General features: G+C 66.0%; 19 protein-coding genes and 1 tRNA gene. 10 read left to right on the top strand and 10 right to left on the bottom strand.

Annotated features, from left to right (window positions below):
* Nucleotides 1-15: 15 nt before the first annotated feature.
* The 4 genes from proB to rplU form a co-directional block, all read right to left on the bottom strand.
* On the bottom strand, nucleotides 16-1,158 hold the full coding sequence (gene proB, locus ACHMXA_RS27660) for a glutamate 5-kinase (protein WP_395317130.1): 1,143 nt from the start codon (nucleotides 1,156-1,158) through the stop codon (nucleotides 16-18).
* Between the two features lie 89 nt (nucleotides 1,159-1,247).
* Nucleotides 1,248-2,324, bottom strand: a complete 1,077-nt coding sequence (gene cgtA / locus ACHMXA_RS27665) for an Obg family GTPase CgtA (RefSeq protein WP_176663132.1) — start codon at nucleotides 2,322-2,324, stop codon at nucleotides 1,248-1,250.
* 71 nt (nucleotides 2,325-2,395) lie between these two features.
* Nucleotides 2,396-2,656: a 50S ribosomal protein L27 gene (rpmA, locus tag ACHMXA_RS27670; protein ID WP_093057448.1), complete on the bottom strand. Its 261-nt coding sequence runs from the start codon at nucleotides 2,654-2,656 to the stop codon at nucleotides 2,396-2,398.
* A 21-nt stretch (nucleotides 2,657-2,677) separates the two neighbouring features.
* On the bottom strand, nucleotides 2,678-2,989 hold the full coding sequence (gene rplU / locus ACHMXA_RS27675) for a 50S ribosomal protein L21 (protein ID WP_019656543.1): 312 nt from the start codon (nucleotides 2,987-2,989) through the stop codon (nucleotides 2,678-2,680).
* A 184-nt stretch (nucleotides 2,990-3,173) separates the two neighbouring features.
* Between rplU and ACHMXA_RS27680 the strand changes: the two genes are divergently transcribed.
* From ACHMXA_RS27680 to ACHMXA_RS27725, 10 genes are all read left to right on the top strand, one after another.
* Entirely contained in the window at nucleotides 3,174-4,166 is a 993-nt protein-coding gene (locus ACHMXA_RS27680; RefSeq protein WP_395317131.1) for a polyprenyl synthetase family protein, read from the top strand.
* A 50-nt stretch (nucleotides 4,167-4,216) separates the two neighbouring features.
* A tRNA-Pro gene (locus tag ACHMXA_RS27685) sits at nucleotides 4,217-4,293 on the top strand.
* 117 nt (nucleotides 4,294-4,410) lie between these two features.
* Nucleotides 4,411-6,144: a type IV-A pilus assembly ATPase PilB gene (pilB, locus tag ACHMXA_RS27690; RefSeq protein ID WP_395317132.1), complete on the top strand. Its 1,734-nt coding sequence runs from the start codon at nucleotides 4,411-4,413 to the stop codon at nucleotides 6,142-6,144.
* Nucleotides 6,145-6,170: 26 nt separating this feature from the next.
* Nucleotides 6,171-7,400, top strand: coding sequence for a type II secretion system F family protein (locus ACHMXA_RS27695; RefSeq protein WP_395317133.1), 1,230 nt, complete (start codon nucleotides 6,171-6,173; stop codon nucleotides 7,398-7,400).
* Nucleotides 7,400-8,365: a prepilin peptidase gene (locus ACHMXA_RS27700; RefSeq protein WP_395317134.1), complete on the top strand. Its 966-nt coding sequence runs from the start codon at nucleotides 7,400-7,402 to the stop codon at nucleotides 8,363-8,365. Before ACHMXA_RS27695 ends, ACHMXA_RS27700 begins: the two co-directional genes overlap by 1 nt.
* Nucleotides 8,366-8,372: 7 nt before the next feature.
* Nucleotides 8,373-8,984 carry a dephospho-CoA kinase gene (gene coaE / locus ACHMXA_RS27705; protein ID WP_395317135.1) on the top strand — a complete coding sequence of 204 codons (612 nt, stop codon included), beginning with the start codon at nucleotides 8,373-8,375 and terminating at the stop codon, nucleotides 8,982-8,984.
* A gap of 69 nt (nucleotides 8,985-9,053) precedes the next feature.
* Nucleotides 9,054-10,547, top strand: a complete 1,494-nt coding sequence (locus ACHMXA_RS27710) for an MBOAT family O-acyltransferase (protein ID WP_395317136.1) — start codon at nucleotides 9,054-9,056, stop codon at nucleotides 10,545-10,547.
* A gap of 161 nt (nucleotides 10,548-10,708) precedes the next feature.
* Nucleotides 10,709-11,776: a hypothetical protein gene (locus ACHMXA_RS27715; protein WP_395317137.1), complete on the top strand. Its 1,068-nt coding sequence runs from the start codon at nucleotides 10,709-10,711 to the stop codon at nucleotides 11,774-11,776.
* Entirely contained in the window at nucleotides 11,773-12,528 is a 756-nt protein-coding gene (gene zapD / locus ACHMXA_RS27720; protein WP_395317138.1) for a cell division protein ZapD, read from the top strand. Before ACHMXA_RS27715 ends, zapD begins: the two co-directional genes overlap by 4 nt.
* Nucleotides 12,525-12,737 carry a DNA gyrase inhibitor YacG gene (locus tag ACHMXA_RS27725; RefSeq protein WP_176663141.1) on the top strand — a complete coding sequence of 71 codons (213 nt, stop codon included), beginning with the start codon at nucleotides 12,525-12,527 and terminating at the stop codon, nucleotides 12,735-12,737. The genes zapD and ACHMXA_RS27725 overlap by 4 nt, the downstream gene beginning before the upstream one ends.
* A gap of 3 nt (nucleotides 12,738-12,740) precedes the next feature.
* Here ACHMXA_RS27725 and ACHMXA_RS27730 read toward each other — a convergent pair whose 3' ends face one another.
* From ACHMXA_RS27730 to secA, 6 genes are read right to left on the bottom strand one after another with little or no spacing between them, the layout of a single operon-like run.
* A complete protein-coding gene (locus tag ACHMXA_RS27730) occupies nucleotides 12,741-14,711 on the bottom strand; it encodes an acyltransferase family protein (RefSeq protein WP_395317139.1) in 1,971 nt (656 codons plus the stop codon).
* Between the two features lie 59 nt (nucleotides 14,712-14,770).
* Entirely contained in the window at nucleotides 14,771-16,738 is a 1,968-nt protein-coding gene (locus tag ACHMXA_RS27735) for an acyltransferase family protein (protein ID WP_395321396.1), read from the bottom strand.
* Between the two features lie 7 nt (nucleotides 16,739-16,745).
* A complete protein-coding gene (locus ACHMXA_RS27740; protein ID WP_395317140.1) occupies nucleotides 16,746-17,207 on the bottom strand; it encodes an NUDIX domain-containing protein in 462 nt (153 codons plus the stop codon).
* Nucleotides 17,204-18,079, bottom strand: a complete 876-nt coding sequence (locus ACHMXA_RS27745; RefSeq protein ID WP_395317141.1) for an ATP-binding protein — start codon at nucleotides 18,077-18,079, stop codon at nucleotides 17,204-17,206. Before ACHMXA_RS27745 ends, ACHMXA_RS27740 begins: the two co-directional genes overlap by 4 nt.
* Nucleotides 18,076-19,305, bottom strand: coding sequence for a bifunctional glutamate N-acetyltransferase/amino-acid acetyltransferase ArgJ (gene argJ, locus ACHMXA_RS27750; RefSeq protein WP_395317142.1), 1,230 nt, complete (start codon nucleotides 19,303-19,305; stop codon nucleotides 18,076-18,078). The genes ACHMXA_RS27745 and argJ overlap by 4 nt, the downstream gene beginning before the upstream one ends.
* A gap of 40 nt (nucleotides 19,306-19,345) precedes the next feature.
* Entirely contained in the window at nucleotides 19,346-22,132 is a 2,787-nt protein-coding gene (gene secA / locus ACHMXA_RS27755) for a preprotein translocase subunit SecA (protein WP_176663147.1), read from the bottom strand.
* Between the last annotated feature and the right edge of the window lie 147 nt (nucleotides 22,133-22,279).

The raw sequence follows: 22,279 nt of genomic DNA on the forward strand, positions 1-22,279 counted from the left end.
ATTTCCCGTGGTCTCTCAGCCCGGCATCAGCACCATGTTGTCGCGGTGGACCATTTCCGGCTCCGCCACGTAGCCCAGCAGGCGCTCGAATTCGGACGAGGGCTTGCGGCACAGCAGGCGCGCCTCCACGCTCGAATAGTTGGCAAGGCCGCGGGCCAGTTCGACGCCGTCGGCGTCGCGCACCGCGATCACGTCGCCGCGCGAGAACTCGCCCGAGACACTGGTCATGCCGATCGGCAGCAGGCTCTTGCCCTCGGCCCGCACCTTGGCGGCAGCGCCCGCGTCGACCACGACAGACCCGCGCAGTTGCAGATGGTCGGCCATCCAGCGCTTGCGGGCCTGGTGCTTGGCGGTCTGCGCCACCAGCAGCGTGCCGATGGACTCGCCCTTCGCCAGCCGCAGCAGCGCGTCGGCTTCGCGGCCCCAGGCGATGACCGTGGAGGCGCCCGAGCCGGCGGCGCGCTTGGCTGCGAGGATCTTGGTGATCATGCCGCCCTTGCCGATGCTCGAACCCGCGCCGCCGGCCATCGCCTCGAGCGCCGGGTCGCCGGCAGCAGCCTCGTGCACGAACTTCGCGTCCGGGTCCTTGCGCGGGTCGGCCGTGTACAGCCCCTTCTGGTCGGTGAGGATGACCAGCACATCGGCCTCGACCAGATTGGCCACCAGGGCGCCGAGCGTGTCGTTGTCGCCGAACTTGATCTCGTCGTTGACGACCGTATCGTTCTCGTTGATGACCGGCACCACGCCCAGCTTGAGCAGCGTGACCAGCGTCGATCGGGCATTGAGATAGCGCTCTCGGTCCGCCAGGTCGGCATGGGTCAGCAGCACCTGGGCGCTGCCGATCTCGTTCTCGCGCAGCTTGGTTTCATACATCTGGGCCAGGCCCATCTGGCCGACGGCGGCAGCGGCCTGGAGCTCGTTGATCTCATGCGGCCGGGTACGCCAGCCGAGACGCTTCATGCCCTCGGCGATCGCGCCGCTCGACACCATCACGAGCTCGCGCCCGTCGCGCACCAGCGCGGCCAACTGCCGGCACCACTCGCCGATGGCGGCCTCGTCGAGACCGCGCCCCTCGTTGGTCACGAGGCTGGACCCCACCTTCACGACGATACGGCGGGCATCCCGCAAGGCAGTGGATCCGGAGTTCGGCGAGGTCATTTGGGGTGTTACGGTCTTTGGATGCTGCTCGGGTTGCTGTCTTCGGCCCGTCTCGGGCCGGCCGTCGATGCTGCTGCGGCAGGTGCCGCTCAGGAGCCTTCGGGAGGCAGAGGCACGAAGCGCGGATCGACCTCGACCGTCTGGTGCTCGGCCACCTGCTCCGCCTTGACCTGCTGGTAGATGGCCTGCACCAGGTGCTCGCAGCCTTCGCGCGTGAGCGCGGAAATCTCGAACACCGGGCCCTTGAAGCGCAGGCGCTTCACGAAGTCCTTGATGCGCGCGGCACGCTCGTCGGCGGGCACCATGTCGAGCTTGTTCAGCACGAGCCAGCGCGGCTTCTCGTAGAGATCGGCGTCGTATTTCTTCAGCTCGCCCACGATGGCCTTGGCCTGCGCCACCGGATCGACGCTGTCGTCGAAGGGGGCCATGTCGACCACGTGCAGCAGCAGGCGGGTGCGCTGCAGATGCCGCAGGAAGAGATGGCCGAGGCCGGCGCCTTCGGAGGCGCCTTCGATCAGGCCCGGGAGGTCGGCCACGACGAAGCTCTGCTCGGGGCCGACGCGCACCACACCCAGGTTCGGGTGCAGCGTGGTGAACGGGTAGTCCGCGATGCGCGGCCGGGCATTCGAGATGGCGCTGATCAGCGTCGACTTGCCGGCATTCGGCATGCCGAGCAGGCCCACATCGGCCAGCACCTTGAGTTCGAGCTTGAGGCTGCGCTTCTCGCCGGGCCAGCCGGGGGTCTTCTGGCGCGGAGCGCGGTTGATCGCGCTCTTGAAACGCATGTTGCCGAAGCCGCCGTCGCCACCCTTGGCGATGGTGATGACCTCGCCCTCTTTCAGGAGCTCGAACAGCACTTCGCCGGTCTCGGCGTCGGAAATGATGGTTCCGACCGGCATCTTGAGCGTGATGTCGTCGCCGGCGGCGCCGAACATGTCGGAGCCCATGCCGTGCTCGCCCCGCTTGGCCTCATGGCGGCGGGAGTAGCGGAAATCGACCAGCGTGTTGAGGTTGGAATCGGCCACCGCGTAGACGTGGCCGCCACGGCCGCCGTCGCCGCCGTTGGGGCCGCCGAATTCCTTGTACTTCTCATGACGGAACGACACGCAGCCGTTCCCGCCATCGCCCGCGGCGATGTCGATGAAGGCTTCGTCGACGAACTTCATGGGGGGTGTAGTTTACAAATGAAGAAGCCCCGGCAATGCGGGGCCTCTGAATGGTCGAATGGACTCGGGGCTTAAGCCGCGGGAGTCACGTTGACCGTGTGCTTGTTCAGCGCACCCTTGGTACCGAACGACACGTGGCCGTCGACCAGGGCGAACAGCGTGTGGTCCTTGCCCACGCCGACGTTCACGCCGGGGTGGAACTGGGTGCCGCGCTGGCGCACGATGATCGAGCCTGCGCTGATCAGCTCGCCGCCGAAAGCCTTCACGCCGAGCATCTTGGGCTTGGAATCGCGCCCGTTTCGCGTAGAGCCGCCGCCTTTTTTCTGTGCCATGGAATCTGCTCCTGTGCCGTATTAAGCAGCGATCGCGCCGATTTGCAGTTCGGTGAACTGCTGGCGATGGCCTTGACGTTTCTGATAGTGCTTGCGACGGCGCATCTTGAAGATGCGAACCTTGTCGTGCTTGCCGTGCGACAGTACCGTGACCGTCACCGTTGCACCGGACACCAGGGGCGTGCCAACCTTGATTTCAGCGCCGTTGCCGACAGCCAGAACCTGGTCGATCACGATTTCCTGGCCTACGTCCGCAGCAATCTGTTCTACTTTGATTTTCTCGCCGGAAGCAACGCGATATTGCTTGCCACCGGTTTTTATGACCGCGTACATGTAAACCTCTTAGAAATGAGTCTCCGCAGCGAATTCCGCAGAGCCCAAGATTATAGCGCGGTTTGCGCCCGCTAACCACCCTTGGCGCCAAACGACCCCGGTAAACCACGCCGGCTCCCTATAATTTGCGCCTTCCGGCCCGTTTCCTGACTGGGCTGCCCTTATCTTCAGCAGCGCCTTCGCCTTGCCAGTTCCCGCCGCCGACACCTCCCCCACCGCCACCGTGCTGGACCTGATTGCCGGCGACATGGTCGAAGTCGACCGTGTGATCGCCCGCCGCCTCGATACGGGCGTGCCGCTGGTCAGCCAGGTTTCCAGATACATCATTTCCGCCGGCGGCAAGCGCCTGCGGCCGGCGCTCCTGCTGCTCATGTCGGGCGCACTGGGCTATACGGGCGAGCAGCGGTTCAACCTGGCGGCCGTCGTGGAATTCATCCACACGGCCACGCTCCTGCACGACGACGTGGTCGACGAATCGACCCTGCGGCGCGGCCGGGCGACCGCCAACGAATCCTTCGGCAACCCGGCCAGCGTGCTGGTCGGCGACTTCCTGTACTCGCGCGCATTCCAGATGATGTTGGATGCCAACAACATGCGCGTGATGCAGATCCTGGCCGAAGCTACCAACGTGATCGCCGAGGGCGAAGTGCTTCAGCTGATGAACATGCACGACGCTTCATTGGACGAAGCAGCCTACCTGCGCGTGATCCGATCGAAGACCGCCAAGCTCTTCGAGGCCAGCACGCGCCTCGCCGCCGTGCTGGCGGATGCGACACCGGAAGTCGAAGAGGCCTGCGCCACCTACGGCCAGGCGCTCGGTACCGCCTTCCAGGTGATCGACGACGTGCTGGACTACGCAGGCGACATCAACGAGACAGGCAAGAACGTCGGCGACGACCTGCGCGAAGGCAAGACCACGCTGCCGCTCATCTTCGCGATGCAGCGAGGCACCCCTGCCCAGAGCGACCTGGTGCGAGCCGCCATCGAGGCCGGCGATACCACCCAACTGGGCAGGGTCGTCGAGATCGTTCGTGAAACCGGAGCGCTGGATGCCTCGCGTGCCGCCGCCGCCGCCGAGGCACAACGTGCGATTCACGCATTAAAAGATCTGCCGTCCAATTTGCACGCTTCAGGTTTGCTACAATTAGCGGCTCAGTTGCTTGAGCGACGTGCCTGAACACCTCTTTGAGTTGGCATCTAGGACGACTTCTTCTTTCTTGCAACCATCGGGGTGTAGCTTAGCCTGGTAGAGCGCTACGTTCGGGACGTAGAGGCCGGAGGTTCGAATCCTCTCACCCCGACCAGCCTTTGGCTGGCATAAATAGTCAAATGGCCATGCCTGTTGCTGTGTAGCGATTTACAGCACAGGAGTGTTCAGCGATGATCGTGAAGCAATTTTTCACATCTTTTTCACTCGCTGAATGGCCGCTGCCGAACTTCCTGTTAAAGAACCCTCGCAGATTGCCCTCCCAGGGCTTGCGCGCGCCCTGGTTTCGGCCGGCAAGCTTCCTGCCAAGGCAGCCGAGGACATCTACCAGAAGTCCCTCAGTAGCCGTACCAGCTTCATCGCGGAGCTGACCGGCTCCGGCGCCGTCTCGGCAGCCGACCTCGCCCACACCCTGTCCACGGCCTTCGGCGCCCCGCTGCTCGACCTGGACGCCATCGACCCTCAGCGCCTGCCGAAGGATCTGGTCGACCAGAAGCTGTGCCATGCGTACCGCATCGTCGTCCTCAGCAAGCGCAACAACCGTCTGATCGTTGCAACAGCCGATCCGTCCGACCAGCAAGCGGCGGAAAAGATCAAGTTCGCCTCCCAGATGGGCGTCGACTGGGTCATCGCCGAATACGACAAGCTGTCGCGAATGATCGAGGCCGCCGCCGTCAGCGCCGCGGAAACCATCAACAGCATCGTCGGCAGCGAGTTCGAGTTCGACGATGTCTCGGCCGAAACCCCGAGCGACAGCAACGACCAGGCGATCGCCGAAGTCGAGGACGCGCCGGTCGTTCGCTTCCTGCACAAGATGCTGCTGGACGCCGTCAGCATGCGGGCATCGGACATCCACTTCGAACCGTACGAACACAACTACCGCGTGCGCTTCCGCGTCGACGGCGAGTTGCGCGAGGTTGCGAGCCCGCCCACCGTCATCAAGGACAAGCTGGCCTCGCGCATCAAGGTCATTTCCCGGCTCGACATCTCCGAGAAACGCGTGCCGCAGGACGGCCGCATGAAGCTCAAGATCGGGCCCGACCGCGTGATCGACTTTCGCGTGAGCACCCTGCCCACGCTATTCGGCGAAAAGATCGTCGTCCGTATTCTCGATCCGAGCAGCGCGCGCCTGGGCATCGACGCCCTCGGCTACGACGCGGACGAGAAGGCACGGCTGCTGCACGCCATCGGCCGTCCCTACGGCATGGTGCTGGTCACCGGTCCCACGGGCTCCGGCAAGACGGTGTCGCTCTACACCTGCCTGAACCTGCTGAACCAGCCGGGCGTCAACATCGCGACGGCGGAAGATCCGTCGGAAATCAACCTGCCCGGCGTCAATCAGGTCAACGTCAACGAACGCGCGGGCCTGACCTTCGCGGCCGCGCTGCGCGCCTTCCTGCGCCAGGATCCCGACATCATCATGGTCGGCGAAATCCGCGACCTCGAAACCGCCGACATCTCGATCAAGGCCGCGCAGACCGGCCACCTCGTGCTCTCCACGCTGCACACCAACGACGCGCCGACCACGCTCACGCGGATGCGCAACATGGGCATCGCGCCGTTCAACATCGCCTCGAGCGTGATCCTGATCACGGCGCAGCGCCTCGCGCGCCGCCTGTGCACCGTCTGCAAGCTCCCGGCCGACATTCCGCGCGAAACGCTGCTCGAAGCAGGCTTCAAGGAAGAAGAACTGGACGGCTCCTGGAAGCCCTACCGCCCCGTCGGCTGCTCTGCCTGCAGCAGCGGCTACAAGGGCCGCGTCGGCATCTACCAGGTGATGCCGATCTCGGAGGCCATCCAGGAAATCATCCTGCGCGACGGCAGCGCACTCGACATCGCCGCGCAGTCGGAAGCCGAAGGCGTGCGCTCGCTGCGCCAGTCCGGCCTGCGCAAGGTCATGCAGGGCCTCACTTCTCTGGAAGAAGTGGTGGCCTGCACCAACGAATAACGAACATACCGAACACCGGAGATCGAATGGCTACAGTGGCATCCCCCCGCACCCAGCCCACACACAAGGAATTTGTCTTCGAATGGGAAGGCAAGGACCGCAACGGCAAGCTGGTACGCGGTGAACTTCGTGCCGCCGGCGAGAACCAGGTGCAGGCCGCACTGCGTCGCCAGGGCGTGCTCGCCTCCAAGATCAAGAAGCGCCGCATGCGCTCGGGCAAGGCGATCAAGCCGAAGGACATCGCGATCTTCACGCGCCAGTTGGCGACCATGATGAAGGCCGGCGTGCCGCTGATGCAGTCCTTCGACATCGTGGGGCGCGGCAATGCCAACGCGAGCGTGGCCAAGCTGCTCAACGACATCCGCAGCGATGTGGAAACCGGCACTTCGCTCTCGGCGGCCTTCCGCAAGTTTCCGAAGTACTTCGACAACCTCTACTGCAACCTGGTGGAAGCGGGCGAAGCAGCGGGTATTCTGGAAGAACTGCTGGACCGGCTGGCCACCTACATGGAGAAGACCGAGGCGATCAAGTCGAAGATCAAGTCGGCGCTGATGTATCCCACTTCCGTGGTCGTCGTGGCGTTCGTGGTGGTGGCGATCATCATGATCTTCGTGATCCCGGCGTTCAAGCAGGTGTTCACGTCGTTCGGAGCCGACCTGCCCGCTCCGACGCTGTTCGTGATGGCGATGAGCGAGTTCTTCGTCTCCTACTGGTGGCTGATCTTCGGCGGCATCGGCGGCGGGGTCTATTTCTTCCTGCAAGCCTGGAAGCGCAACGAACGCTTCCAGCGGTTCATGGACCGCCTCCTGCTGAGAATCCCGGTCTTCGGCGTACTGATCGAAAAATCCTGCGTCGCCCGCTGGACCCGCACGCTGGCCACCATGTTCGCCGCCGGCGTCCCGCTGGTCGAGGCCCTCGACTCCGTAGGCGGCGCTTCCGGCAACACCGTCTACGGCGACGCCACTGCGAAGATCCAGCAGGAGGTCTCCACCGGCACCAGCCTCACGTCGGCCATGACAAATGCCAACCTGTTCCCGTCCATGGTGATCCAGATGACCGCCATCGGGGAGGAATCCGGCTCCATCGACCACATGCTGGGCAAGGCCGCCGACTTCTACGAATCCGAAGTCGACGACATGGTCGCCGGCCTCTCCAGCCTGATGGAGCCGATCATCATCGTGTTCCTCGGCACCATCATCGGCGGCATCGTGGTGTCGATGTACCTGCCCATCTTCAAGCTCGGCCAGGTCGTTTGATGCTCGTTTCGCGGGAGTTCGACACCGTCTTCGCCGGTGTCCTGGGGCTATTGATCGGCAGCTTCATGAATGTCGTCATCTACCGCACGCCGGTGATGATGTATCGCGAATGGCTCGCCGACGCCATCGCCAACCTCATGTCGTCGAAGGACGCGCCCTCGTTGTGGTCGCTTGCCTTCGGACCCAAGGTCGCGGCGCCCGCCGGGCTGGAAGCGGCGGCTGACAAGGCGGCCGAGGCCCTCGAGAAGCAGCCGCCCTTCGACCTGACGCGCCCCGCATCGCGCTGTGGTGCGTGCGGCCACAAGATCCGCTGGTACGAGAACATCCCCGTACTGAGCTACGCCGTGCTGCGCGGGCGCTGCTCGTCTTGCAAGACCACGATCAGCCCGCGCTACCCGCTGGTCGAGCTGATCACAGGCGGCCTTTTCGCTTTGTGCGCCTGGCGTTTCGGCATCACGCCTGCCGGGGCGCTGTGGGCCGCGTTCGGCGCCCTCCTGGTCTGCCAGTTCCTGATCGACTTCGACACCCAGTTCCTGCCCGACTCGCTCAACTACCCCTTGCTCTGGCTAGGCCTGATCGGCGCAGCCATGGGCTGGACCGGTGTTTCGCTGAGTTCCGCCGTCTGGGGCGCCGTGTTCGGCTACCTGAGCCTCTGGCTTGTGTACCATGCCTTTCGCCTGGTCACGGGCAAGGAAGGCATGGGCTATGGAGACTTCAAGCTGCTGGCTGCGCTGGGTGCATGGCTCGGCGCCGACTACCTCATCGCGATCATCCTCGTCTCTTCGCTGGTGGGCGCGGTGATCGGCATCTCTTTGCGCATCGCCGGCAAGCTGGCGCACAAGGACATCCCGATCGCCTTCGGCCCCTTCCTGGCCGGCGCGGGCCTCGTCTGCCTGGTGGCGGGCCCCGAAGTCGTGAGGCAGTGGATTCCGTTCGCCTTTCCCCTGGGCGCGCTGATCCACTGACATCCGCATGGTGGTGCGGCGCATTGGCCTGACGGGCGGCATCGGTAGCGGCAAGAGCACCGTCGCCAGCCTCCTCGTGGCCCAGGGCGCGGTTCTGGTGGACACGGACGCCATCGCGCGGTCCATCGCACTGCCGGGCGGCATCGCGATGCCCGCGCTGGAAGCCGCCTTCGGCCCCGGCGTGATCGACGCGGCCGGCGGCCTGGATCGTGCAGCCATGCGGCAGATCGTCTTCGCGGATGCAGGCGCCAAGGCCCGCCTCGAATCCATCCTCCATCCCCTCATCGGCGCTGAAACCCAGCGCCAGGCCGCCGCGGCCGGCGAGGATGCGGTCGTCGTGTTCGACGTTCCCCTGCTGGTCGAGTCCGGGCGCTGGCGCACCATCGTCGACCGGGTGCTGGTGGTCGACGCCACCGAGGAAACCCAGTTGAAACGCGTCGTCGCACGCTCCGGCTGGGCGCCGGAGGCGGTCGAGGCGGTGATAGCCCAGCAGGCCCCGCGACGGGCGCGCCGGGCCGCGGCGGATGCCGTGATCTACAACGAGTCCCTGACCCTGGAGGAACTCGCTCAGGAGGTCCGGGGTTTCTGGGAACAGTGGGCTAAGTCGGGCACGCGATAATTTGGGGTTGACGCCGCGACGGCAAAAGGACGATCACGTCAAACGGCGCATGCCCAAGCGCCCCTCACGATGCTTTTCAATTCGTACCCCTTCATCTTCGTTTTCTTCCCGCTGGTCCTGATCGGCTTCTTCCTGATCGGTGCGCGCAGCCCCCGGTCGGCGGCGGGGTTCCTGGCACTGGCTTCCCTCTTCTTCTACGGCTGGTGGAGCGTCAAGGCGCTTCCGCTGCTGTTGGGGTCGATCTGCGTCAACTACTGGTTCGGGCTGCGGCTCACCCCCTCCCCGGGCCGGGAGGACAAGCACCGCAAGACGCTGCTGATCATCGCGCTGGTGGTCAACCTGGGCGTGCTGGCCGTCTTCAAGTACGCCAACTTCTTCCTCGAGAACGTCGACGCCGGGCTGGCGGCCGCGGGCCTGCCGCAGATCGACCTGGTGCACATCGTGCTGCCGATCGGCATCTCGTTCTACACCTTCACCCAGATCGCCTTCCTGGTCGACTGCTGGCAGGGCAAGGTGCACGAGCGCAGCTTCATCCACTACGTGCTGTTCGTGACCTACTTCCCGCACCTGATCGCGGGCCCCGTGCTGCATCACGCGCAGATGATGCCGCAGTTCAACAACCCGGCCACCTATCGCATCAACGCCAACAACATCGCGCTGGGCCTGGGCATCTTCATCTTCGGCCTGGCCAAGAAGATGCTGATCGCCGACCCGATGGGCCAGTACGCCGACATGATGTTCAAGGGCGTGCACGAAGGCGTGATGCCCTCGCTGTACACGGCCTGGTTCGGGGTGCTGGCCTATACGCTGCAGATCTATTTCGACTTCTCGGGCTATTCCGACATGGCCGTCGGCCTGTCGCTGTGCGTGGGCGTGCAGCTGCCGCTCAACTTCAGGTCGCCCTACAAGTCGACCAACATGATCGAGTTCTGGCGCCGCTGGCACATCTCGCTGTCGACCTTCCTGCGCGACTACCTCTACGTGCCGCTGGGCGGCAACCGCAAGGGCCCGGCGCGGCGCTACATCAACCTGTTCCTGACCATGCTGCTGGGCGGCCTGTGGCACGGCGCCGCCTGGACCTTCGTGATCTGGGGCGCGCTGCACGGCTTCTACCTGATGGTCAACCACTTCTGGAACGCCAAGGTGCGGCGCGGCAGGACCGAAACCACCTGGTACGGCCGCGTGGCCGGCTGGTTCATCACATTCCTGTGCGTGATGATCGCCTGGGTGGTGTTCCGCGCCGACAGCATGGCGGCCGCCATCGAGATCTACAAGGGCATGCTGGGCATGCACGGCGCGCCGGTATCGGCCTTCAGCGAGTTCCGCGTGCCGTTCCGCAAGCCGGAGTTCTTCCAGACTCTCCTGGTCGGCATCGTGATCTGCCTGGCGCTGCCGCCCACCATCACGCTCGACCGCTGGATTCCCGCCGTCGCCGGCCTGGCAGGACGCCCGCGCCTGCAGCGCCTGGCGACCTGGGTCACCGGCCTGGGCTGCGTCTATCTCTTCGGTCTGTGCGTGTCGAAGTTCGGCAGTTACAGCCCCTTCCTCTATTTCCAGTTCTGAAATGAAACTCCCCCAGGCTTCGCGCACTTCGTGTCGCTTCTCCAACCCCCTCGCCGGGGGCGACGCCGGTGGCCCGGCAAAGCCGGTTCCACGGCGTCCCGCGAGCGGAGCACGCTCGGCTCATGCAGCGCAGACCAGGCGGAGCGCAGTGGGGAGCTGAGATGGAAGACACGAAATCGGCCAGGACCTGGCTTCGCATCTTCGCCGCCGGCTACCTGGTGTGCTGCGCCCTGCTGCTGGTCAGCCTGTTCACGCCCATCCCCTACGGCGACCTGACCCGCATCGGGCGCATCTCCGAGCGCGAATTCGGCTGGCACGAGCCGCCGCCGCCCATTCCCGACGCGGATGTGAAGACCTGGCCCATCACCGAATCCGACATCCTCGTGATCGGCGACAGCTTCTCGGTGCGCTACGCATGGCAGTCGAAGCTGGTGGGCGCGGGCTACAAGGTCACGACCACGCACTGGGACAACCTGGGCGGCGTGGTCTGCGACGACTTCTCCGGCTGGCTCCAGAAGTCCGGCTTCAAGGGCAAGGTGGTGATCGTCGAGAGCATCGAGCGCCTGCTGTACGACCGCATCGAGAAATCGCAGTCGTGCAAGACCATGAAGCATGCCTTCAAGCCCACGCCGCCGCCGTTCGAGAACCCGTCCAGGCCTGCCCCGGGCTTCCAGCTCAACTGGGACGCCCAGCTGCTCAGCGGCTGGTTGACATATCAAAACACGAAGGAAATCCTGGCCTCCGACAGCTGGACCAATACGCCCGATCGCTGGGGTCCGCTGATCGACGCCCGCGTGGTGCCCGAGGGCTGCAAGCAGTTCAGCCACCGCGCCTGCGACAAGCTGCTCATGACCGCCGAGGACCGGGTCAATCCGGCGCTCACGGCCGAGTCCGCGCAGTTCATGAAGCGCTTCGAGAGCACCGCCGCGCCCTACAAGGTGGTGTGGATGGTGGTGCCGAACAAGACCAGCGTGTATTTGCAACAAAACCATGCCGATGCGTTCCGCGCCGCGTTCAACCCGCAAAATATCGGGCCTGACCTGTTCGCCCTGGCGGAACAGAACCGCTTCAAGATGAAGGATCTTTCCCCGCCAACGAGACCCACGTGTCCACCCGGGGTTACATTCTTTTCGGGCAGCGTATGCTGGAGGCTGTGCGCGAGGTATTCCCGCCACCGGCCCCCAAGGCGCAATGAGCCCGAACCCGACGTGAAAAACCGATACGCGTGATCCTCTACGAGTACCCCTTCAACGAGCGCATCCGCACGTACCTGCGGCTCGAGCACCTGTTTCGCCGCCTCGGCGAGCTGGTGCCGGCCGAGTCCCCGCTGTCCCACCACTACGCCCTGGTCACGATCTTCGAGATCATGGACGTCGCCGCCCGCGCCGACCTCAAGGCCGACGTGCTGCGCGACCTGGACAAGCACAAGAACGTCTTCAACAGCTACCGCGGCAATCCGGCCATCGCCGAAGCCGTGCTCGACCAGGTCGTCGGCCAGCTCGAAGGCAACTTCGCCACCCTCAACAGCGTGTCCGGCAAGGCGGGCCAGGCGCTGACCGAGAACGAGTGGCTCATGAGCATCCGCAGCCGCGCCGGCATTCCGGGCGGCACCTGCGAGTTCGACCTGCCCGCCTACTACGCGTGGCAGCACCGCCCCGCCGCCAGCCGCCGCGCCGACCTGGAGCGCTGGTCGAACACGCTCTCGCCCCTGGCCTCGTCGATCTACCTGCTGCTCAAGCTGCTGCGCGACGCCGACGTGCCCTACAAGGTGATCGCCGTCAACGGCCAGTTCCAGCAGAACCTGCCCCAGGGCCGCAGCTTCCAGTTGCTGCGCCTGCGCATCGACCCCAGGCTGGGGCTCATTCCTGAAATCAGCGGCAACCGCCTCATGGTCTCTGTGCGCCTCATGCGCCACGACAAGGACGACCGCCTGCACCAGAGCTCGGAAGACGCGCCCTTCGAGCTGACCCTCTGCGCATGACGACGCCGGTGAACAGCAAGGGCGAGCGCATCGTCCGCTGCCCCACCTGTGGGGGCGACAGCGTTTACGCGCCGAGCAACGCCTACCGGCCGTTCTGCAGCGCCCGCTGCAAGGGCATCGATCTGGGCGCCTGGGCCAGCGAGGAATTCCGCATGCCAGCCGAGGCACCGCCGGACGACGAACCCTTCGGCGATCCCAAGATCCAGTAGCTGCTACTTTCCGCCCGGGCTGGCGTCGAGCAGCGCCGGGTCGATGTACGTCGCAAAGCTGCGCGCATAGCGGGGCCGGAGATGGCCGATGTCCTTGTACGCCGGCGACCCGTCGTCGGGCATGCTGCGAAGGCAGCGACCGTCGGCGCACAGGCTGGCGAAGGGCTCGATGACCCGCGCGCCGTTGGCCAGCGCCACCTGCTTCAACCGCTCGTTGAACCGCGCCTGGTCTTCCGGCATCGGCGCCCCGGCTTGCCCGGAGGCGGCCGTCATCCGGCCCAGCCGGCTGCCCTGGATCTGCCCGAGCGGGTCGAAATCCATGCCCACAGGGTTGCCGAGTACCAGGTAGACCGTCTTTTTCTCAGACAGGCGTTTCAGCACTTCGCCCAGCGACCTGAGCGATTGGTCGATGCCGTCCCCGCCGATGAACGGGTGCACGGCCTTCCGGTCGTCGACGAAGAAGTTCACCGTCGGCCCGGCGCCGGTGAAGTAGCAGCTCCAGCAGGCGCCCAGCACCACGGAGTCGATTTCAGGCTTCAGCGCCAGGTCGAGCACCGCCTTGCGCCGCTCGTCGCAGCCGGTGTCCAGGCTGCTGAACAGGCCAGGCACGGGCGGGCACGAGCCCTTGGTCGCGAAGTACACGGTGCGTGCCTTGTCGGGTTGCGTGCGCACGAGTTCGAGCGCGCGCGGCGCGTACTGCTCGACGTGGCTGTCGCCGATCAGCAGCACGTTGTGCTTGCCGCTGCCGGCGCGGTAGACGAACTGGTTGCCCAGCGCGGACTCCTCGAAGCCGTCGTAGTAGTTGTCTTCGCGGGTCGCGTCGGCCACCGCCTGCAGCGCCGGGCTGTCGTGGCGCGGCGATGGCGTGCCCAGGAAGACCAGCACGCCGGCCAGTGCCAGCGCCGCGCCCGCGCCAGCCAGCCCGCGCAGGATCGCCTGCGAGAGGTGCAGTTTCACGAAGCGCTCCAGGAAGCGATACGTGGCCCAGGCCAGCACCACCGATGCCACCACCAGTGCGATGCGCAATTGCAGCGGCGGCTCGCCACCGGTCACGATGCGCGCGTAGGACAGCAGCGGCCAGTGCCACAGGTACAGCGGGTAGCTGATGAGCCCGATCCACACCATCACCCGGTTCGACAGCAGGTACTTGTTGAGCACGCCGTTCGGCCCCGCGGCGATGCAGCTCACCGCGCCCAGCACCGGCAACAGCGCCCACCAGCCCGGAAACGCCTTCGTGCTGCGCGTCATGACCAGGCCGAGCACCAGCAGGGCCACGCCGACGATCGACTGCAGGTGCTTCGTCCACGGACGCGAACCGGCCGCCCCCGAAGCGGCGGCCTGCAGCCGCATCGCCGCCAGCAGCCCACCCGCCATCAGCTCCCAGGCACGCGACAGCGGCGAGTAGAAAGCCGCCGCACGGTGCGCCTGCACCGTCAGCACGTTGACGAGGAAGGAGATCACGGCCACCGCCAGTACCACGCGCAGCATCGGCCAGCGCCTGCGCCAGGCCAGCCCCAGCATCAGCGGCCAGAAGATGTAGAACTGCTCCTCGATGCCCAGCGACCACAGGTGCAGCAGCGGCTTGGTCTCGGCCGTGGCGTCGAAGTAGCCGGCCTCGCCCAGGAAGACGAGGTTGGCGAAGAAGGCCGCGCCGCCCGTGGTCTGCTTGCCCAGCTGCGAGAACTCGCCCGGCAGCAGCACGTACCAGCCGAAGGCCAGCGTCGCCAGCAGCACCAGCACCAGCGCCGGGAAGATCCGCCGGATGCGCCGCGCGTAGAAGTCGCGATAGCTGAAGTCGCCCGCCGCCAGGCTCTGCAAAAGGATGGTCGTGATCAGGAAGCCCGAGATCACGAAGAAGATGTCGACGCCGATGAAGCCGCCCGGCAGCAGGCTCGGAAAGGCGTGGTACGCCAGCACCGAGCCGACCGCGATGGCTCGCAGGCCGTCGATGTCCGGGCGGTACTTGGGATGCATGGTCGCTGCGTCTTCTTCGATCGGTCGGTCGGTCGGTCGGTCGGCTGGCGAACGGCCGCTCAGCGCGACGGCTGCTGCGCCGGGGCGCTGCGCACGGTGCGGTCGAAGTAGCTCGCCTCTTCGCGCGTGTAGCGCGGGCGCAGGTGATCGGCGTCCTTGTATGCGGGGGCGCCGTCGGGCAGCGTGACCAGGCAATGGGCGCCGTCCTTGCACAGCACCGCCATCGCGTCGATCGGCTCCGCCCCGCTCGCCTCGGCGATGGCGCGCAGCCGGTCGTTGAGCTGCTTCTGGTCCGCCGGCAGCGGAACCGTCGGCGAGGAGGTCATCGCCTCCATGTGCGTGAGGCGGCTGCCTTCGATCAGGCGCTTGGGCGTGAACTCGGGACCCCCAGGGTTGTCGAGCAGCAGGAAGACCTTCTTGTGCCGCGCCAGCTCGCGCAGCGTGGCTTCCAGCGAGGCCAGCGAACGCTCGATGCCGTCGCCGCCCTGGAACGGATGGACCTGGTTGTCGGCGCCGCGGAAGTAGTACTCCAGCGCGCCGTGGCCGACGAAGTAGCAGTTCCAGCAGCCACCGATGACGACCGAGTCGACCTCCGGGCCCATCGCATAGGCCAGCATCGCGTCGCGGCGTTCGGCGCAGCCGATGTTCTTGTCGACCTGCACGCCCGGCACCGCCGGACAGGCGCCCTGGGTCACGAACCAGGCCGACTTGTCGGGCATCGACAGCGTGCGGGACAGCTCCATGATGCGCGGCGCGTACTGCTGCACGTGGCTGTCGCCCACGAACAGCACGCGCTTCGGGCCGCTGCCGGTCTTGTAGACCAGCTGCTCGCCGATCTGGTCGAGCTTGAAGCCGGCGTAGTAGTCCGCGTCCAGCGTGGCGTTGGCGACGACCTGCAGCCGGTCGCTGTTGTTCCGTGGGCCGGGCACGCCGAAGAAGATCGCGGCGCCCAGCGCGGCGACCACCACCATGCCCGCACCCAGCGTCTTGAGGACGCCCGTGCCGGGTCGGCTCCTGGTGTGGCGCTCGATGAAGCGGTACGTGCCCCATGCCAGCAGCACGGCGGCCACCATCGCGCCCGCGCGGTAGACCGGCGAAGGATGCAGCGGATCGGCCTCCACGATGCGCACGAAGGCCAGCAGCGGCCAGTGCCACAGGTACAGCGGATAGCTGATGAGCCCGATCCACACCATCACCCGGTTCGACAGCAGGTACTTGTTGAGCACCCCGTTCGGCCCCGCGGCGATGCAGCTGACGGCGCCCAGCGTGGGCAGCAGCGCCCACCAGCCCGGGAAGGCCTTGTTGCTGCGAATCATCACCAGCCCGAACACGATCAGCCCCACGCCCACCACCGACTGCACATGGCTGCGCCAGGCGCTCGGCGCCGGCGGCTTCAGCCGCATGCAGGCCAGGATGCCGCCCACCATCAGCTCCCAGAAACGGGAAGCCGGCGAGTAGAACGAAGCCGCCGGCAGCGGATGCACCGTGGTCACGTTCACGACGAACGAGACCGCCGCCACCGCCAGCACCACGCGCACGATCGGCCAGCCCTTGCGCCAGGCGAGCCCCAGCAGCAGCGGCCAGAAGATGTAGAACTGCTCCTCGATGCCCAGCGACCACAGGTGCAGCAGCGGCTTGGTCTCGGCGGCCGTGTCGAAGTAGCCCGACTCGCCCCAGAACACGAAGTTGGCGACGAAGGCCGCGCCGCCCACGGTCTGCTTGCCGAGTTCGGCGAACTCGTCGGACAGCAGCAGGTACCAGCCCGCGCACAACGTCGTGAAGAGCACCGCGATCAGCGCCGGGAAGATCCGCCGGATGCGCCGCGCGTAGAAGTCGCGGTAGCTGAAGTCGCCCGCCGCGAGGCTCTGGAGAATGATGGTCGTGATCAGGAAGCCCGAGATCACGAAGAAGATGTCGACGCCGACGAAGCCGCCCATCAGCGCCGTCGGGAACGCGTGATAGACCAGTACCGAGCCCACGGCGATTGCACGCAGGCCGTCGATGTCCGGACGGTACTTGGGATGCATCAAGCGATCAGCTGGCCGGCGCGTCGGCAGGCGCGACCACCGGCGGCGCCACGAACGGCAGGCCGCGCTCTTCCGACAGCCACTGCAGCACCGGGAACGCGCCCGGCAGCACCGGCGTCACCTCCAGCGGCAGCTGCTGCCAGGCCATGCGCTGGCCTTCGCGCATCTCGAATTCGCCGCTCCAGGCTGTGACCTTGCACCAGTGCAGGCGCACCAGCGCGTGTGGGTAGTCGTGCTCGGTCACCTTCCAGACCTCGGCGCCGTCGATGGTGATGCCGAGCTCTTCCTGAAGCTCGCGCCGCAGCGCTTCTTCGACCGTCTCGCCCGCCTCGATCTTGCCGCCGGGAAACTCCCAGAAGCCCGCGTAGGCCTTGCCTTCGGGCCGCGTGGAAAGCAGCAGGGCATCGTCGGACAGGCGGATCAGCACGCCGACCGCGACTTCCGTGTGCTTGCGCGTTTGCTCGCTCACGCCTGGCTCCGCCCCGCGTAGTCGCGCGCGAACTGGTAGGCCACGCGGCCGCTGCGCGAGCCGCGCTCCAGCGCCCACACGAGCGCCTCGGGGCGCGCCGCCGCGATGGCGGCATCGTCCACGCCGAACGACGAGAGCCATTGGCCCACGATCGTCAGGTATTCGTTCTGGCTGAAGGGATAGAAGCTCACCCAGAGGCCGAAACGCTCCGACAGCGAGATCTTTTCCTCGATCACTTCTCCGGGATGGACTTCGCCGTCCTCGGTGTGGGTGTACGAGAGGTTGTCCTTCATGTACTCGGGCAGCAGGTGGCGCCGGTTGCTGGTCGCGTAGATCAGCACGTTGGGCGTCGAGGCGGCGATGGAGCCGTCGAGGATCGACTTCAGCGCCTTGTAGCCCGGCTCGCCCTCGTCGAAGCTCAGGTCGTCGCTGAACACGATGAATTTCTCGGGCCGCTGCGACACCACCTCGACGATGTCGGGCAGGTCGGTGAGCTCGGCCTTGTCCACCTCGATCAGGCGCAGCCCCTGCGGCGCATAGGCCTGCAGGCAGGCGCGGATCAGCGACGACTTGCCCGTGCCGCGCGCGCCCGTCAGCAGCACGTTGTTGGCGGGCTTGCCCTCGACGAACTGCTGCGTGTTGCGCGCGATCTTTTCCTTCTGGACGTCGATTTCCTTCAGCGAATCGAGCGACATCGCCGCCACGTGCTTCACCGGCTCGAGCACGCCGTGGCCCGAGCTGCGGCGGCGGTAGCGCCATGCGATGGACGCGTTCCAGTCGGCGGGCTCCGCCAGCGGTTGCGGAAGGATCGATTCGATGCGCCCGATGAGCTGCTCGGCGCGCTCGATCAGCCTCTGGAACTGCTCATTCATGACCGGTAGTCGGCATTGATGGTCACGTACTCGTGGCTGAAGTCGCAGGTCCAAACGGTTTCGCTGGCATTGCCGCGGCCCAGGCCGATGCGCACGGTGATCTCGCTCTGCTTCATGACGCGCTGGCCGTCTTCCTCGCGGTAAGACGGGTTGCGTCCGCCCTTGACCGCCACGTGCACGTCGTCGAGGAACAGGTCGATGCCGGTCTGGTCGAGGTCGGCGATGCCCGCGTAGCCCACGGCCGCCAGGATGCGGCCCAGGTTCGGGTCGCTGGCGTAGAAGGCTGTCTTCACCAGCGGCGAATGCGCCACGGCGTAGGCCACCTGCCTGCACTCCGCGGCGTCCTTGCCGCCTTCGACCTGCACGGTGATGAACTTGGTCGCGCCCTCGCCGTCGCGCACGATGGCCTGCGCCAGCTTGCGCGCTACCTCCTGCATGGCGGCCACGAGCGCCTTGCCCTCGGCCGAGTCGAGCGAGGTGATGGCCGCGTGCGCGGCCTTCTGCGTCGCGATGACCACGAACGAATCGTTGGTCGAGGTGTCGCCGTCAATGGTCACGCGGTTGAACGAGGCGTCGGCCAACTGCCTGGCCAGCGGCTGGATCAGCGAGGGATCGATCTTCGCGTCGGTCGCCAGGAAGCCCAGCATGGTCGCCATGTTCGGGCGGATCATGCCGGCGCCCTTGCTGATGCCGGTGATGGTGACGGTGGCGCCGCCGACCTGCACCCGCTGGCTGAATGCCTTGGGGATGGTGTCGGTGGTCATGATGCCTTCGGCCGCGCGCGCCCAGTTGTCTTCCTTGGCGTCGGCCAGGGCCGCGGGGAGGCCGGCCTCGATGCGGTCGACGGGCAGCGGCTCCATGATCACGCCGGTCGAGAACGGCAGGATCTGCTCGGGCGAGATCTCCAGCTTGCGCGCCAGCGCGATGCAGGTGGAACGCGTGCGCATCAGCCCGTCTTCACCGGTGCCAGCATTGGCGTTGCCGGTGTTGATGACCATCGCCCGGATGCCGTGGTTCGCGGCCAGGTGGTCGCGGCAGACCTGCACCGGCGCTGCACAGAAGCGGTTCTGCGTGAAAACGCCGCCGACGGCCGAACCCTCGTCGATCAGCACGACCGTCAGGTCCTTGCGATTGGCCTTGCGCACGCCCGCTTCGGCCACGCCGATGCGGACGCCGGGCACCGCGAACAAGGCGGCGGGATCGGGGGCTGACAGGTTCACGGGCATGGAGTTCTCTCTCTGGATGAGGTTGTGGCGGACGACGGCTTCAGGTGAGCTTGCCGTGGCACTGCTTGTATTTCTTGCCGCTGCCGCAGGGGCACGGATCGTTGCGGCCGACGCGGGCAAAGGCCGCAGCCTCCGCACTGAGCGCGCCGAGCCCGGCGGCCGCGATGCGGCGCTGGCTCTCCTCGTCGACGCGCACCTCGACCTCGCCCGTCTCGGTCGGTGCCGAGTAGGTGATGTTCGAGACGTTCTCACCGCGGCTTTCCATCGCTTCGGCAGCCTCCTCGAGCTGCTCGCTCGACTGCACGCGCACCGTCATGAGCTGGCGCGTGACTTCGTTCTTGACCGAATCGAGCAGCTGGCCGAAGAGTTCGAAGGCTTCGCGCTTGTATTCCTGCTTGGGCTGCTTCTGCGCGTAGCCGCGCAGGTGGATGCCCTGGCGCAGGTAGTCGAGCGAGGCCAGGTGTTCGCGCCAGTGGGTGTCGATGCTTTGCAGCAGCACCATGCGCTCGAACTGGGTGAAGTTCTCCTGGCCGATCAGCGCGACCTTGGCGTCGAAGGTTTCGTTGGCGGCCTTGAGCACCTTCTCGACGATGTCCTCGTCGGAGACGGCCTCGGAGGCTTCGACTTCCTTCTTGAGCGGCATGTCGATGCCCCACTCGTTGAAGAGCGTCTTCTCCAGGCCTTCGAGGTCCCACTGCTCCTCGACCGATTCGGCCGGCACGTACTGGCGCACGAGATCGGTGAAGCAGCCTTCGCGCAGCGCGGCGATCTGCGCGGTGAGCTCGCCCGCGTCGAGGATGTCGTTGCGCTGCTGGTAGATCACCTTGCGCTGGTCGTTCGACACGTCGTCGTACTCGAGCAGCTGCTTGCGGATGTCAAAGTTGCGCGCCTCGACCTTGCGCTGCGCGCTCTCGATGCTGCGCGTGACGATGCCGGCCTCGATGGCTTCGCCGTCGGGCATCTTCAGGCGGTCCATGATCGCCTTCACGCGGTCGCCCGCGAAGATGCGCATCAGCGGATCGTCCAGGCTCAGGTAGAAGCGCGAGGAGCCCGGGTCGCCCTGCCGGCCCGAACGGCCGCGCAGCTGGTTGTCGATGCGGCGCGATTCATGGCGTTCGGTGGCGATGATGCGCAGGCCGCCGAGCGATTTCACGAACTCATGGTCCTTGTTCCACTCGGCGCGGATGTGGGCGATGTCGGCCTGCTTGGCTGCCTCGTCGCGGCCTTCGTCGTTCTCGATGGCCTCGATCATCTTCTCGATGTTGCCGCCCAGCACGATGTCGGTGCCGCGGCCGGCCATGTTGGTCGCGATGGTGATCATCTTCGTGCGGCCGGCCTGGGCCACGATGTCGGCCTCGCGGGCGTGCTGCTTGGCGTTGAGCACCTGGTGCGGCAGGCCCGCCTGGGTGAGCAGCCCGTCGATGATCTCGGAGTTCTCGATGGACGATGTGCCCACCAGCACCGGCTGGCCGCGCTCGTAGCACTCGCGGATGTCCTGGATGGCCGCCTCGTACTTCTCGCGCGTGGTCTTGTAGACGCGGTCGAGCTGGTCCTCGCGCTTGCTCACGCGGTTGGGCGGGATGATGACGGTCTCGAGGCCGTAGATCTCCTGGAACTCGTAGGCCTCGGTGTCGGCCGTGCCGGTCATGCCGGCGAGCTTGGAATACAGGCGGAAATAGTTCTGGAAGGTGATGGAGGCCAGCGTCTGGTTCTCGGCCTGGATCTCCACGCCTTCCTTGGCTTCCACGGCCTGGTGCAGGCCGTCGCTCCAGCGGCGCCCGCTCATGAGGCGGCCGGTGAATTCGTCGACGATCACCACTTCGCCCTGCTGCACCACGTAGTGCTGGTCGCGGTGGTAGAGGTGCCGTGCACGCAGCGCCGCGTTCAGGTGGTGCATCAGCGTGATGTTGGCCGGGTCGTAGAGCGACGCGCCCTCGGGCAGCAGCTTGAATTCGCTCAGCAGGCGCTCGGCGTTCTCGTGGCCGTCCTCGGTAAGGAACACCTGGTGCGTCTTCTCGTCGACCGTGAAGTCGCCGGGCACCGTGACGCCCTCGCCCGTGCGCGGATCGGCTTCGCCTTCCTGCTTCTTGAGCAGCGGCACCACCTTGTTGATGGCGAGGTAGAGGTCGGTGTGGTCTTCGGCCTGGCCGCTGATGATCAGCGGGGTGCGGGCCTCGTCGATCAGGATGGAGTCCACCTCGTCGACGATCGCGAAGTTCAGGCCGCGCTGCACCCGGTCGCCCGGCTCGTAGACCATGTTGTCGCGCAGGTAGTCGAAGCCGTACTCGTTGTTCGTGCCGTACGTGATGTCGCTGCCGTAGGCCTGCTGCTTCTCCTCGCGCGGCATCTGCGGCAGGTTGATGCCCACGGAGAGGCCGAGGAAGTTGTAGAGGCGGCCCATCCAGGTCGCGTCGCGGTTGGCGAGGTAGTCGTTCACCGTGACCACGTGCACGCCCTTGCCGGACAGCGCGTTCAGGTACACCGGCAGCGTGGCGGTCAGCGTCTTGCCTTCGCCGGTGCGCATTTCGGAGATCTTGCCGTTGTGCAGCGCCATGCCGCCGAGCAGCTGGACGTCGAAGTGGCGCATCTTCATGACGCGCTTGGAGCCTTCGCGCACCGTGGCGAAGGCTTCGGGCAACAGGGCATCGAGGGTTTCGCCCTTGGCGATGCGGTCCTTGAACTCCTGGGTCTTGGCGCGCAGTGCGTCGTCGCTGAGCTTCTCGAACTCGGGTTCGAGCGCATTGATGCGTTCCACCGTCTTGCGATACTGCTTGAGCAGCCGGTCGTTGCGACTGCCGAAAATCTGGGTCAGGAAGTTGGTTGCCATGGGTGGAGATGGGCGGGCGCCTGGTGAGATACGGCAGGCACTTCGACCGGATTCCCTAAGATATGGTGAAAGCAGTTGGGCGCGCTTTCAACGAAAGCAAGCGGCCTTTTTCCGGCGCGAGCGCCGGCAAACCGGGCATTTTAGCTG

This window comes from Variovorax sp. UC74_104, from assembly GCF_044055375.1.
GTDB lineage: Bacteria > Pseudomonadota > Gammaproteobacteria > Burkholderiales > Burkholderiaceae_C > Variovorax.

Coding starts and splice junctions, on each gene's coding strand:
- ACHMXA_RS27715 (WP_395317137.1), top strand. CDS start 10,709: ATGGAAGACACGAAATCGGCCAGGACCTGGCTTCGCATCTTCGCCGCC.
- ACHMXA_RS27735 (WP_395321396.1), bottom strand. CDS start 16,738: ATGCATCCCAAGTACCGTCCGGACATCGACGGCCTGCGTGCAATCGCC.
- pilB (WP_395317132.1), top strand. CDS start 4,411: ATGGCCGCTGCCGAACTTCCTGTTAAAGAACCCTCGCAGATTGCCCTC.
- coaE (WP_395317135.1), top strand. CDS start 8,373: ATGGTGGTGCGGCGCATTGGCCTGACGGGCGGCATCGGTAGCGGCAAG.
- ACHMXA_RS27700 (WP_395317134.1), top strand. CDS start 7,400: ATGCTCGTTTCGCGGGAGTTCGACACCGTCTTCGCCGGTGTCCTGGGG.
- ACHMXA_RS27710 (WP_395317136.1), top strand. CDS start 9,054: ATGCTTTTCAATTCGTACCCCTTCATCTTCGTTTTCTTCCCGCTGGTC.
- rplU (WP_019656543.1), bottom strand. CDS start 2,989: ATGTACGCGGTCATAAAAACCGGTGGCAAGCAATATCGCGTTGCTTCC.
- argJ (WP_395317142.1), bottom strand. CDS start 19,305: ATGCCCGTGAACCTGTCAGCCCCCGATCCCGCCGCCTTGTTCGCGGTG.
- ACHMXA_RS27730 (WP_395317139.1), bottom strand. CDS start 14,711: ATGCATCCCAAGTACCGCCCGGACATCGACGGCCTGCGAGCCATCGCG.
- ACHMXA_RS27725 (WP_176663141.1), top strand. CDS start 12,525: ATGACGACGCCGGTGAACAGCAAGGGCGAGCGCATCGTCCGCTGCCCC.
- ACHMXA_RS27695 (WP_395317133.1), top strand. CDS start 6,171: ATGGCTACAGTGGCATCCCCCCGCACCCAGCCCACACACAAGGAATTT.
- secA (WP_176663147.1), bottom strand. CDS start 22,132: ATGGCAACCAACTTCCTGACCCAGATTTTCGGCAGTCGCAACGACCGG.
- rpmA (WP_093057448.1), bottom strand. CDS start 2,656: ATGGCACAGAAAAAAGGCGGCGGCTCTACGCGAAACGGGCGCGATTCC.
- cgtA (WP_176663132.1), bottom strand. CDS start 2,324: ATGAAGTTCGTCGACGAAGCCTTCATCGACATCGCCGCGGGCGATGGC.
- ACHMXA_RS27745 (WP_395317141.1), bottom strand. CDS start 18,079: ATGAATGAGCAGTTCCAGAGGCTGATCGAGCGCGCCGAGCAGCTCATC.
- proB (WP_395317130.1), bottom strand. CDS start 1,158: ATGACCTCGCCGAACTCCGGATCCACTGCCTTGCGGGATGCCCGCCGT.